This is a genomic window from Mesorhizobium sp. M7A.F.Ca.MR.362.00.0.0 (assembly GCF_004023175.1).
GTDB lineage: Bacteria > Pseudomonadota > Alphaproteobacteria > Rhizobiales > Rhizobiaceae > Mesorhizobium.
In genome coordinates this window covers 1-11,178 of record NZ_RZTF01000215.1, presented here as the reverse complement: position 1 = coordinate 11,178, position 11,178 = coordinate 1, and the positions used below count along the sequence as shown (strand labels likewise).

The window sequence follows — 11,178 nt, the reverse complement described above, 5'->3', positions numbered from 1 at the left end:
GTCTGGGTGCTGGTCTGGGTTTTGCTGACGGCGGCAGCGTTTGTTCGTCTCGACACCCCGGCCGGAATGCTTCACGGCAAGTGGTCGGCGGGATTTGCCCGGACTGCCGACTTTTTCACCCAGTTCGGCCTGGGTGGCTGGTATCTCATTCCCTCAGTGCTTCTGCTTGTCGCCGCGAACCTGACGGATTGGCGAAGCCTCTCGCGGCGCTCGCTGATGCTGCTCTACAACTGGACCTGCCTGGCTTTTCTGGTGCTGTGCGCCACCGGCCTGTCGGGGATCGCCGTCAATGTGCTGAAATATGCCATTGGCCGGGCTCGCCCCCTCTATTACGAGGACTTTGGCGTGCTGACCCTGCACCCCTTCGCTTTCGATGCGCGCTTCGCCGGCTTTCCGTCCGGCCATGGTACGACGATGGGCGCGGTGTTCGGGGTCGCTTTGCTGTTGTTTCCGCGGCGCTGGTACATCGCCCTGGCGATCACCGCTTGTATCGCCTCGACCCGTATCTTCGTTGGCGCGCACTATCCCAGCGACACCGTCGCCGGCTTCGGCCTTGGCTGCGGCTTCGCGCTCGCCTGCGGGCTGGTCTTTGCCCGGCTCGGCTTCATTTTCCGGCCGATGCCGTCGGGACTGCCGGTCCGCAAGAGAACGTTTCGGCTGATCGGACCGACAAGGAAGGCTGCCTGAGCATTCGAAGTTCAGTTGCCGTCCAGTCCGCCATAGGATCTGACCAGGCCGGCCATGCCGGGCGACTGGTGGTCTTCGCTTTCCAGCCCCTGTGCAACGCCGACGCGATCGGCGACCGGCCGGTTCTGGCTGACCTTCCACTTGCCGTGGATTTCGCTGATCTCGATTTCCAGCCCGATAATGCCCTTGATCTGCGACTGGATGAAGGGCTCCGGCGCATCGGTCACCGCCCAGGGTGCGGCGCGGGCGCCTTCCTGGGAGACGGTCAGATCGGCGATCTGCTGCGCCAGCCAGTCCTGATCATCCATCACCTTGACGGTGCCGCGAACCTGCACGATGGCGTAATTCCACGTCGGCACCACCTTGCCGGTCTCGCGCTTGGTCTCGTACCAGGACGGCGTCACATAGGCATCGCTGCCCTGGAAGACGATCAGCACGGGGGATGCCGGGCTGTCGGCCAACAGGCGCCATTGCGGGTTGGCCCGCGCCAGATGGGCGCGCAGCCTGCCGTTAGGCCCGATTTCCGCGTCGAGCAGGAACGGGACAGCGTTGGCGACCGGCCCATCGGGCCCGTTGGAAACCAACAGGCCCAGCGGATGCGTCCGGATCAGCCCGTGCAGGATTTCCGGCCGCGTTTCCCTGAAATGAGGAGGTTCGTACATCGCCGTCCGTTCTTTCCTTGTTTATCTCAGCCGCTTCGGACGCGGATCCGACAATTCGCCGGCCAGCCGGCGGTCGAGATAGTCGGCGCATTCCTCGAGCAGCAGGTCGGCATCGTTGGCGAAGAAATGGTTGGCGCCGGGCAAGGTCTTTTGCGTGATGGTGATGCCCTTCTGCGTGTGCAGCTTGTCGACCAGACCCTGCACATCCTTCGGCGGCGCTACCTTGTCGGCATCGCCATGGATGATCAGGCCCGATGACGGGCAGGGCGCCAGGAACGAGAAATCATAGGTGTTGGGCTGCGGCGCGATCGAGATGAAGCCTTCGATCTCCGGCCGGCGCATCAGAAGCTGCATGCCGATCCAGGAGCCGAAGGAGTAGCCGGCGACCCAGCAGCTCTTGGAATCGGGATGCAGCGACTGCACCCAGTCCAAAGCGGCGGCGGCGTCCGACAGCTCGCCGGTGCCATGGTCGAATTCGCCCTGACTGCGGCCGATGCCGCGGAAATTGAAGCGAAGCGTGGTGAAATCCCGCTTCTGGAACATGTAGAAGAGGTCGTAGACGATCTTGTTGTTCATCGTGCCGCCGAATTGCGGATGCGGATGCAGCACGATGGCAATCGGCGCGCTCTTTTCCTTGGAAGGCTGATAGCGACCCTCCAGGCGGCCGGCAGGACCGGTGAAAATGACCTCAGGCATAAAATACTCCACTTGGTAATACGAACGCGCGGTGCCTGGAACGTTTCCTCTGGCCTTGACGCAGGGCGAGCGTCTTCTTAGAAGCTAGTTTAGAATTGTTCAAAACTGAGTGGCAAGACATCGAGCCCGGCCACCCGCGCCGCAAGCCGCGTAAATAGGACGGCTCGCCTTGGAATTTCAAGGAAATAACGCCATACGACAGCGGAATGGCTTCTGACGGGACCAACTGGACGAAAATGGCCGGAATACGCGCCTATCTCGACTACAATGCCAGTGCGCCGCTGCTTGCCGCGGCCCGCGAGGCTATGGTCGCGGCCCTTGACGTCGCGGCCAATCCGTCATCGGTTCACGCCGAGGGGCGCGCGGCCCGCCGCCTGATCGAGACCGCCAGGCGTGACGTGGCGGCGCTCGTCAACGCCAAGGCGGAGCATGTTGTGTTCACCTCCGGTGCCACGGAAGCCGCCTCGACGCTGCTGTCACCCGACTGGCAGATGGGGCGCGGCACGGTGCGCATGAGCCGGCTTTACGTGTCGGAGGCCGATCATCCCTGCCTGTTGAACGGCGGACACTTCCCCGCAGCGCAGGTGACGCGGATCGGCGTCGACGCCAACGGCATCGCCGACCTCGGCGCCTTGGCGTCGGCGCTCGGCGGTCACGACAAGAGCGAAGGCCTGCCGCTGGTCGCCATCCACGCCGCCAACAACGAAACCGGCGTCATCCAGCCGATCGATCGCATCGCCGGGATCGTCAAGGCGGCGGGCGGTATCCTTACAGTCGACGCCGTGCAGGCCGCTGGGCGTGTTCCGATCGATCTATCAGCGGGTTACGCCGATTATCTGATTCTGTCGTCGCACAAGATCGGTGGTCCTAAGGGCGTCGGCGCCATCGTCGCGGCTTCGGATTTGATGATGCCGAAGCCGTTGATCAATGGCGGCGGCCAGGAGAAGGGCCATCGCGGCGGCACCGAAAATCTCGCTGCCATTGCCGGTTTTGGCGTGGCCGCCCGCGAGGCCCTGGCCGGATTGCCGGCCATGGATGCCGTGCGCCAGCGCCGCGACGAGGTCGAGGCCATCGTCAAATCGCTGGTGCCGGACGCGGAAATCTTCGGAACCGGTGCGCCAAGGCTTGCCAATACGGCATTCTTCGCTATTGCGGGCGTCAAAGCCGAAACCGCGCAGATTGCCTTCGATCTGGCCGGTGTAGCGCTGTCAGCCGGCTCTGCCTGTTCGTCTGGCAAGGTCGGACCGAGCCATGTGCTGAAAGCCATGGGATACGGCGACAGTCTCGGCGCCTTGCGGGTGTCCATCGGACCGGCGACCGGCGCGGAAGACATCGAGCTGTTTCGCGTCGCACTGGCGGGAATTACCGCACGTAGGGCGGATAGAGAACGGGCCGCGTAGCGGTTGGACGAATTTGGGCCTTTCGGCCTGGTAGAGCCGTGCGTTTCATGCTGGCCGGGTGAATTCCCGGTCGAAGCGCACTATATTAAACTTACGCTGCCGCGAGCACCTCTTCGGGGTTCGTTTTTGGCGGTGCCATAGTTTGAAAACTGTCGGGCCTTGACCCCGGCGTGGATGGAGAACGCATATGCCTGCTGTGCAGGACACGATCGATCGGGTCCGAAAGATCGACGTCGACCAATACAAATACGGATTCCAGACCGAAATCGCGATGGACAAGGCCCCCAAGGGCCTCAGCGAAGACATCATCCGTTTCATTTCGGCCAAGAAGGATGAGCCGTCCTGGATGCTGGAATGGCGTCTGGAAGCGTATCGCCGCTGGCTGACGCTTGATGAGCCGACCTGGGCGCGCGTCCACTATCCGAAGATCGATTTCCAGGACATCTATTTCTACGCGGCGCCCAAGAGCACGCCCGGCCCGACCTCGCTCAGCGATGTCGATCCCGAACTGTTGAAAGTCTACGAAAAGCTTGGCATTCCGCTGCGGGAGCAGGAAATCCTTGCCGGCGTGCAGAAGACCGACGCCTCGGAGCTCGAGGAAGTCAGCGATAACGTCTACAAATCGGGCCGCGTCGCTGTCGACGCCGTGTTCGATTCCGTCTCCGTCGTCACCACCTTCAAGAAGGAACTGGCGCAGGCCGGCGTCATCTTCTGCTCGATCTCGGAAGCCATCCGCGAGCATCCGGAGCTGGTGAAGAAATATCTCGGTTCGGTCGTGCCGACCTCAGACAATTACTACGCCACATTGAATTCCGCTGTCTTCACCGACGGCTCGTTCGTCTTCGTGCCCAAGGGCGTGCGCTGCCCGATGGAGCTGTCGACCTATTTCCGCATGAACGAGAAGAACACCGGCCAGTTCGAGCGCACGCTGATCATTGCCGAGGAGGGGGCTTACGTCTCCTATCTCGAGGGCTGCACGGCGCCGCAGCGCGACGAGAACCAGTTGCATGCCGCCGTCGTCGAACTGGTGGCGCTCGACGATGCCGAGATCAAATATTCGACGGTGCAGAACTGGTACCCCGGCGACGCCGAGGGCAAGGGCGGCATCTACAATTTCGTCACCAAGCGCGGCGACTGCCGTGGCGACCGCTCCAAGATTTCATGGACGCAGGTCGAGACCGGTTCGGCGATCACCTGGAAATATCCGAGCTGCATCCTGCGCGGTGACGATTCCCAAGGTGAATTCTATTCGATCGCCGTGTCGAACGGCTATCAGCAGGTCGACAGCGGCACCAAGATGATCCATCTCGGCAAGAACACGTCGAGCCGCATCATCTCCAAGGGCATCGCCGCCGGCTTCTCGCAGAACACCTATCGCGGCCAGGTCTCGGCGCATCGCAAGGCGACCAACGCCCGCAACTTCACCAACTGCGACTCGCTGCTGATCGGCGACCAGTGCGGCGCGCATACCGTGCCCTACATGGAAGCCAAGAATTCGACGGCGCAGTTCGAGCATGAAGCGACGACGTCGAAGATTTCCGAAGACCAGAAATTCTACGTCATGCAGCGCGGCATTCCGGAAGAGGAAGCGATCGCGCTGATCGTCAACGGCTTCGTCAAGGACGTCATCCAGCAGCTGCCGATGGAGTTCGCGGTCGAGGCGCAGAAGCTGATCGGGATTAGCCTTGAGGGCTCGGTCGGCTGACCGGATATATATTCAGGAAACAAAAAAATGCTTGAAATCAGAAATTTGCACGCCCGCATCGTCGACGATGGCACCGAAATCATCCGCGGCCTGAACCTGACGGTGAGAGCCGGCGAGGTTGCCGCGATCATGGGGCCGAACGGCTCGGGAAAATCGACGCTGTCCTACATCCTGGCCGGCCGCGAGGACTATGAGGTGACCGAAGGCGACATCCTCTACAACGGCCAGTCGATCCTCGAAATGGATCCGGCCGAGCGCGCCACGTCAGGCATTTTCCTCGCCTTCCAGTATCCGATGGAGATACCGGGCGTTGCGACCATGGAATTCCTGAAGGTGGCGATGAACGAGCAGCGCAAGGCGCGTGGCGAGGAGCCGCTGAAGATCCCGGAATTCCTGAAGCGCGTTAAGGAAGCAGCTGCCTCGCTCAGCATGGATATGGCGATGCTCAAGCGGCCGCTCAATGTCGGCTTCTCCGGTGGCGAGAAGAAGCGGGCGGAGATCCTGCAGATGAAGCTGCTGGAGCCGAAACTGTGCGTGCTCGACGAGACCGATTCCGGCCTCGACATCGATGCGCTGAAGATCGTGTCCGACGGCGTCAACGCGCTGCGCGCACCGGACCGGGCGTTCCTGGTCATCACCCACTACCAGCGCCTGCTTGAGCACATCGTGCCCGACACCGTGCACGTGCTCTACAAGGGTCAGGTCATCAAGTCAGGCGACAAGTCGCTGGCGCTCGACCTGGAAGCCAATGGCTATGCCGGCGTGATCGGCGAAGCAGCGTGAGATGCCAGAGGGCAGTTTGATGAATATGCACGCACAACCGCAGCGGACACCGGCCGAAACAGCGTTGATCGACGCCTTCGGCGACCGGTTGTCGCTGCTGCCGGGCGACGGCGCGGTGATGCTGAAGCGCGACGACGCCATCGAGACGATCAAGCACGGCCTGCCGACGCGGCGCGTCGAATCCTGGCACTACACCGACCTGCGCCGGTTGCTGAATACCGTGCCGGACTTCGACCCGGCAGCCATGGCCAAAGCCATCGCCCCGATCGTCGACGGTTCCACCGTGGTGTCGATCCTGAATGGCAAGTCCGACGCCAAAGTGCCGGTTCTTGAAGGCGTCTCTTTCCAGCGCCTGTCGGAAAAGCTGGTCGACGGCAGCGCAGCACCTGGGCTCGACCCCTATGGCAGCGACGATGCCATTGGCGCGCTGAACACGGCTTTTGTCGCCGACGGGTATTTTGTCGACATCGCCGATGGTGTGGAACTTGAAAAGCCGGTCGAGCTGCAGAACCTGCAGGCCGGCGGCCAGACCCATGTGCGCCTGGCCGTTCGTGTCGGCGCCGGCGCCAAGGCCGTTATCGTCGAGCGCCAGACGGGTGATGGCGCTGCCTTGAGCAGCTCGGTCAGCCAGGTCGTGCTCGACGAGGGCGCCGAGGTGACGTGGCTGATCGTCCAGGAGCAGCCGGAAACGGCGACGCATCTGGCGCAGTTCAAGGCCCATATCGGCAAGAATGCGAAACTGACACTGTTCGTCATGAACGCCGGGGGCAAGCTCGTGCGCCAGGAGATCATGGTCAGGACGACTGGCGAAGGCGCCGATTTCAAGCTTCGCGGCATCAACCTCCTGGCCGGCGACACCCACACCGACGTGACCATGGTTCTCGACCATGCCGTGCCGCACACGACCTCGACGGAGATCATCCGCAACGTGGTGACGGGCAAGGCGCGCGGTGTGTTCCAGGGCCGCATCAACGTCCATCAATATGCGCAGAAGACCAACGCGAAGATGGCCTGCAACACGCTGTTGCTGTCGGACGACGGCGAATTCTCGACCAAGCCCGAGCTTGAAATCTTCGCCGACGACGTGATTTGCGGCCATGGCGCGACGGTCACCGAAATCGACCACAACCATTTGTTCTACCTGATGGCGCGCGGCGTCGACGAGAAAAGCGCGCGGGGCCTGCTCGTGAAGGCCTTCGTCGCGGAGGTGATCGAGGAACTGGACGACGAGGCGATCGTCGAGGCGCTGGAAGCACGGCTCGACGGCTGGTTCGCGGCACACGGGTGATCTGATGAACGCACCGGGCAAGATCGGAGATTTCTACGACGTCGAAGCGATTCGCCGCGATTTCCCGATCCTGTCGCGGGAAGTCTACGGCAAGAAGCTGGTCTATCTCGACAATGGCGCCTCGGCACAGAAGCCGCAGGTGGTGCTGGACACAATCCAGCATGCCTATTCCCAGGAATACGCCAACGTCCATCGCGGCCTGCATTTTCTGTCGAACGCCGCGACCGACGCCTACGAAAAGGCCCGAGAGACGGTGCGCCGCTTCCTAAACGCGCCGAGCACCGACAACATCATCTTCACCTCGAACACGACTTCGGCCATCAACACGGTCGCCTATGGCTATGGCATGCCCAACATCGGCGAGGGCGACGAGATCGTGCTGTCGATCATGGAGCACCACTCCAACATCGTTCCCTGGCATTTCATCCGCGAGCGGCAGGGCGCCAAACTGGTCTGGGTGCCGGTCGACGATCTCGGCGTTTTCCACATCGAGGAATTCGAAAAGCGGCTGACCAGCAAGACAAAGCTCGTTGCCATTACCCACATGTCGAACGCGCTTGGCACTGTGACGCCGATCAAGGAGATCGTGCGCATCGCGCATTCGCGTGGAATTCCCGTGCTGGTCGACGGCAGCCAGAGCGCTGTCCACATGCCGATCGATGTGCAGGATCTCGACTGCGACTTTTTCGTCTTCACCGGGCACAAGGTTTATGGCCCGTCGGGCATCGGCGTGCTCTACGGCAAGAAGGACATTCTCGCTGGCATGCGGCCCTTCATGGGCGGCGGCGAGATGATCGAGGAGGTGACGGAAGACATCGTCACCTACAACGAGCCGCCGCACCGCTTCGAGGCCGGCACGCCGCCGATCGTCCAGGCGATCGGGCTGGGTGCTGCCCTCGACTACATGGAATCGGTCGGTCGCGAGCGCATTGCAGCCCATGAGGAAGACCTCAAGAACTACGCGCATGAGCGGCTGCGCTCCATCAATTCGCTGCGCATCTTCGGCGATGCGCCCGGCAAGGGCGCCATCATCTCGTTCGAACTGCAAGGCATTCATGCGCATGACGTGTCGATGGTGATAGACAGGCAGGGCGTTGCTGTCCGCGCCGGCACCCATTGCGCCCAGCCGCTGTTGAAACGGTTTGGCGTAACCTCCACATGCAGGGCATCGTTCGGCATGTACAATACCAGGGCCGAAGTCGACGCTTTGGCCGAGGCGCTTGAAAAAGCGCGCAAATTCTTCGGATGACGATTTTTTTGGGTGACGACCATGGATGATGCAAGCATCGCTGCCGAGACCACTCCGGAAACCGCGCCCAATGCGCTGGTTTCGGGATCGGCCATTCCAGCCGACGAACTGGCGCGGCTGACCGACGACATCGTTTCGGCGCTGAAGACGGTCTACGATCCGGAAATCCCGGCCGATATCTACGAGCTCGGCCTGATTTACAAGATCGACATCGAGGACGACCGCTCGGTCAAGATCGACATGACGCTGACCGCTCCCGGCTGCCCTGTCGCCGGCGAAATGCCCGGCTGGGTGGAGAATGCCGTCGGCGCCGTCGAAGGCGTGTCCGGCGTCGAGGTCAACATGACCTTCGACCCGCCCTGGTCGGCCGACCGCATGTCGGAAGAGGCGCAGGTGGCGGTGGGTTGGTATTGAGGGGTCAGTTGCCTCCTTTGCCATAAATTCTGGCGTAAGCCTCGATCGTTTTCGAAAAGCTTTCGGGACTGGACGGATTTCCGGCGACTATCATGCCACTTCCGACCGGGATCCAAAGTGCATTGTCATGAAGAAATAATTTTCGGCCGCGCCTAGTCAGCTTAAGCGCGTCGCCGGCGCCGGGTTTTAGCAGCAAAAGGACAGCCAAGGGTTGTTGTCCCGTTAGTGCACGGGTTACAGTCCTTAGTTCAACAGCATTTACTGCGGACCAGGGCACCGTTTCGGTTGTGATGCCGGAGTCCTCAATGCCGTCAGGGGATATAACTACGGACCGGCGCTTAAAATAAGTACGGTAGATAGAAAGTCCCATGATAAATAATAGGGCCGTGATGACGAATATGAAGATTCCTTGACTAACCATGCTTGTTTTTTGATATGAGAATAAAAATATAGAAGAAAGAAAAACTGCGATCGCAAAGAGCCTGATGAAATTATTTTTCATCTTGCCGATGTCGTCGACGCAAACCAAAATTCCGCTGGTATTGATCGAGTTGTATATTGAGTAGTTGTCGTTGTTGTCCAAAAAAGTATCTTTCATCGGAAGATATCAATGTGGACATTACGGATAACATCCAAGGCAATCAAGGTCGTGGTATTGAGCCGTGAGGCATTTGAGCGCGGTGCTTCGGGACGCGCTTTGCGGATCCGGGGTTGCGCAGGCCAACAAACTTCACCATTTTAGGGCAAGACTCATTCCACGGGCCTTGAACCCGCGTGAACGTGGAGAACGATATGGGACGCTTTGCCGTCATCACGATGACCGAAAAGGCCGCCGACCGGGTGCGCGAGATTGTCGCCGCCCGTGAGAATGCGCACGGCATCCGCCTCGGCATCAAGAAGGGCGGCTGCGCCGGCATGGAATACACGGTCGATCTGGTGACCGAGCCCAACACCAAGGACGACCATATCGAGCGCGATGGCGCCCATGTCTATGTCGCACCGGAAGCAGCACTTTTCCTGTTCGGCACCGAGATGGATTTCGAGCAGACGACGCTGCGCACCGGTTTCACCTTCCACAATCCGAACCAGAGCTCGGCCTGCGGTTGCGGCGAATCCGTCGAACTCAAGCCGGCCGACCTGAAGGCACTGGCAGAAGCCCGCGCTTCCTGAGTTTTTCCTTCGCCCCGTTTACGGGGAGAAGGTGTCACGAAGTGACGGATGATAGGCAGCGCCGGCCTCTCCAAAGTTAGCGCCGCTCCTCATCTGCCGGCGTTCGTCGTTCGAAGGCCAAGCAATTGGCTTTTTGTCCGCTGCGCGGATCACTCCTCACCTCCCCGTAAACGGCGCGAAGAAATTCACTCCACCCACATGCCCGTCCGCTTGTGCCAGTCGGCGATCGATTCCTCGGGATAGATGTCGAAGACCTTGTCATGCTTGCCAACCACCGGCTCCACCCAGTTCGCCTTGTATTTCAGCATGAGGTGCACCTTGCTTGGCGGAATGGGTAAATCGCTGTCGATCGCCGAAGCGAAGGGATGCACCAGCTCCGGCCATGTCGGGTCGTAGAGCCAAAGGGCTGAGCCGCATTTCTTGCAGAAATTGCGCTCGCCGGTTGAGATTTCGCAATGCGGATGCTCGTCGTCCTCGATCTCCGCCCGAAAGACGCCGAGGCTGCGCTTGCCCCTGATGTTCAGTGTTTCGTTGTCGGCACCGAGATTGATGGCAAACCCGCCGCCGCCCTGCTGCTTGCGGCAGATCGAGCAGTAGCACAGCATGAATGGCGCCGGCGTGTGGCTCTCCACCTCGAAACGGACGGCATTGCAGCGGCAGGAGCCTTTGAGCAGCACGGGCATAGCGGGAAACTCCGATCGACCTCACACAACCTGTCAGCATGATTTTGGTTGCGGCGATGACAAGGCCAAACGCCGGTGACATGATCGCGGCATGGACAATGAACGCATCGCCGAACTGTTCGAAGGCCTCGGCCCGGTCAGCATCCGAAAACTGTTCGGCGGCAAGGGCATCTATTTCGACGGTGTCATCGTCGCCATCGTGCTGCGTGGCGAATTGCTGCTGAAGGCCGACGAGCAAAGCGTGCCCGAGTTCGAGGCCGCCGGCTGCACGCAATGGACCTATACCGGCTCGCGCCACGGCAAGCTGGTCGCCATGCCCTACTGGAGCGTTCCAGACAGCGCTTTCGATGATCCCGACGAGATGACGATCTGGGCACGCCGGGCCTATGAGGCGGGGCGACGGGCGGGGAAGTAGATTCACGCAAGCGCGAGGCCACCCCC

At 61.0% G+C, this 11,178-nt stretch carries 13 protein-coding genes; 9 read left to right on the top strand and 4 right to left on the bottom strand.

The features are described 5' to 3' along the window. On the top strand, positions 1-687 hold a 687-nt coding region (locus EOC06_RS23240; RefSeq protein WP_128308888.1), incomplete at its 5' end, for a phosphatase PAP2 family protein. Positions 688-698: 11 nt separating this feature from the next. Here EOC06_RS23240 and EOC06_RS23235 read toward each other — a convergent pair. Both EOC06_RS23235 and EOC06_RS23230 read right to left on the bottom strand, forming a co-directional pair. Continuing rightward, the gene (locus tag EOC06_RS23235) at positions 699-1,349 is read right to left on the bottom strand and encodes an FMN-binding negative transcriptional regulator (protein ID WP_128308887.1); all 651 of its coding nucleotides are present in this window, start codon (positions 1,347-1,349) and stop codon (positions 699-701) included. A 21-nt stretch (positions 1,350-1,370) separates the two neighbouring features. Next, the gene (locus EOC06_RS23230) at positions 1,371-2,045 is read right to left on the bottom strand and encodes an alpha/beta hydrolase (protein WP_023669128.1); all 675 of its coding nucleotides are present in this window, start codon (positions 2,043-2,045) and stop codon (positions 1,371-1,373) included. A 236-nt stretch (positions 2,046-2,281) separates the two neighbouring features. On the opposite strand from EOC06_RS23230, the gene EOC06_RS23225 reads away from it, so the two are divergent. The 6 genes from EOC06_RS23225 to EOC06_RS23200 all read left to right on the top strand — a co-directional run bounded on the left by EOC06_RS23225 (position 2,282) and on the right by EOC06_RS23200 (position 8,884). Continuing rightward, positions 2,282-3,445: a cysteine desulfurase family protein gene (locus tag EOC06_RS23225; protein WP_128308889.1), complete on the top strand. Its 1,164-nt coding sequence runs from the start codon at positions 2,282-2,284 to the stop codon at positions 3,443-3,445. A 187-nt stretch (positions 3,446-3,632) separates the two neighbouring features. Next, on the top strand, positions 3,633-5,150 hold the full coding sequence (gene sufB, locus EOC06_RS23220) for a Fe-S cluster assembly protein SufB (protein ID WP_127319478.1): 1,518 nt from the start codon (positions 3,633-3,635) through the stop codon (positions 5,148-5,150). A 27-nt stretch (positions 5,151-5,177) separates the two neighbouring features. Next, positions 5,178-5,933 (top strand): Fe-S cluster assembly ATPase SufC, encoded by a 756-nt coding sequence (gene sufC, locus EOC06_RS23215; RefSeq protein ID WP_128308886.1) that lies wholly within the window; start codon positions 5,178-5,180, stop codon positions 5,931-5,933. A gap of 19 nt (positions 5,934-5,952) precedes the next feature. Next, complete coding sequence (gene sufD, locus EOC06_RS23210) at positions 5,953-7,221, top strand: Fe-S cluster assembly protein SufD (protein ID WP_128308885.1); 1,269 nt, start codon at positions 5,953-5,955, stop codon at positions 7,219-7,221. 4 nt (positions 7,222-7,225) lie between these two features. Further along, positions 7,226-8,470, top strand: a complete 1,245-nt coding sequence (locus EOC06_RS23205; protein ID WP_128308884.1) for a cysteine desulfurase — start codon at positions 7,226-7,228, stop codon at positions 8,468-8,470. A gap of 21 nt (positions 8,471-8,491) precedes the next feature. Further along, positions 8,492-8,884: an SUF system Fe-S cluster assembly protein gene (locus EOC06_RS23200; protein WP_127329623.1), complete on the top strand. Its 393-nt coding sequence runs from the start codon at positions 8,492-8,494 to the stop codon at positions 8,882-8,884. A gap of 4 nt (positions 8,885-8,888) precedes the next feature. Here EOC06_RS23200 and EOC06_RS23195 read toward each other — a convergent pair whose 3' ends face one another. Continuing rightward, on the bottom strand, positions 8,889-9,482 hold the full coding sequence (locus EOC06_RS23195) for a hypothetical protein (protein WP_128308883.1): 594 nt from the start codon (positions 9,480-9,482) through the stop codon (positions 8,889-8,891). A gap of 194 nt (positions 9,483-9,676) precedes the next feature. On the opposite strand from EOC06_RS23195, the gene sufA reads away from it, so the two are divergent. Beyond that, positions 9,677-10,054 (top strand): Fe-S cluster assembly scaffold SufA, encoded by a 378-nt coding sequence (sufA, locus tag EOC06_RS23190; RefSeq protein WP_128308882.1) that lies wholly within the window; start codon positions 9,677-9,679, stop codon positions 10,052-10,054. A 185-nt stretch (positions 10,055-10,239) separates the two neighbouring features. Here the strand turns inward: sufA and EOC06_RS23185 are convergent, their stop codons facing one another. Next, positions 10,240-10,737 carry a GFA family protein gene (locus EOC06_RS23185; protein WP_127329619.1) on the bottom strand — a complete coding sequence of 166 codons (498 nt, stop codon included), beginning with the start codon at positions 10,735-10,737 and terminating at the stop codon, positions 10,240-10,242. Between the two features lie 91 nt (positions 10,738-10,828). On the opposite strand from EOC06_RS23185, the gene EOC06_RS23180 reads away from it, so the two are divergent. Beyond that, complete coding sequence (locus tag EOC06_RS23180; protein ID WP_127270731.1) at positions 10,829-11,152, top strand: TfoX/Sxy family protein; 324 nt, start codon at positions 10,829-10,831, stop codon at positions 11,150-11,152. Positions 11,153-11,178: the final 26 nt, after the last annotated feature.

Excerpts from the sequence above, each read along its gene's own strand:
- sufB (WP_127319478.1), top strand. The coding sequence starts at position 3,633 with ATGCCTGCTGTGCAGGACACGATCGATCGGGTCCGAAAGATCGACGTC.
- EOC06_RS23185 (WP_127329619.1), bottom strand. The coding sequence starts at position 10,737 with ATGCCCGTGCTGCTCAAAGGCTCCTGCCGCTGCAATGCCGTCCGTTTC.
- sufC (WP_128308886.1), top strand. The coding sequence starts at position 5,178 with ATGCTTGAAATCAGAAATTTGCACGCCCGCATCGTCGACGATGGCACC.
- EOC06_RS23230 (WP_023669128.1), bottom strand. The coding sequence starts at position 2,045 with ATGCCTGAGGTCATTTTCACCGGTCCTGCCGGCCGCCTGGAGGGTCGC.
- EOC06_RS23200 (WP_127329623.1), top strand. The coding sequence starts at position 8,492 with ATGGATGATGCAAGCATCGCTGCCGAGACCACTCCGGAAACCGCGCCC.
- sufA (WP_128308882.1), top strand. The coding sequence starts at position 9,677 with ATGGGACGCTTTGCCGTCATCACGATGACCGAAAAGGCCGCCGACCGG.
- EOC06_RS23235 (WP_128308887.1), bottom strand. The coding sequence starts at position 1,349 with ATGTACGAACCTCCTCATTTCAGGGAAACGCGGCCGGAAATCCTGCAC.
- EOC06_RS23205 (WP_128308884.1), top strand. The coding sequence starts at position 7,226 with ATGAACGCACCGGGCAAGATCGGAGATTTCTACGACGTCGAAGCGATT.
- EOC06_RS23225 (WP_128308889.1), top strand. The coding sequence starts at position 2,282 with ATGGCCGGAATACGCGCCTATCTCGACTACAATGCCAGTGCGCCGCTG.
- EOC06_RS23180 (WP_127270731.1), top strand. The coding sequence starts at position 10,829 with ATGGACAATGAACGCATCGCCGAACTGTTCGAAGGCCTCGGCCCGGTC.
- sufD (WP_128308885.1), top strand. The coding sequence starts at position 5,953 with ATGAATATGCACGCACAACCGCAGCGGACACCGGCCGAAACAGCGTTG.
- EOC06_RS23195 (WP_128308883.1), bottom strand. The coding sequence starts at position 9,482 with ATGAAAGATACTTTTTTGGACAACAACGACAACTACTCAATATACAAC.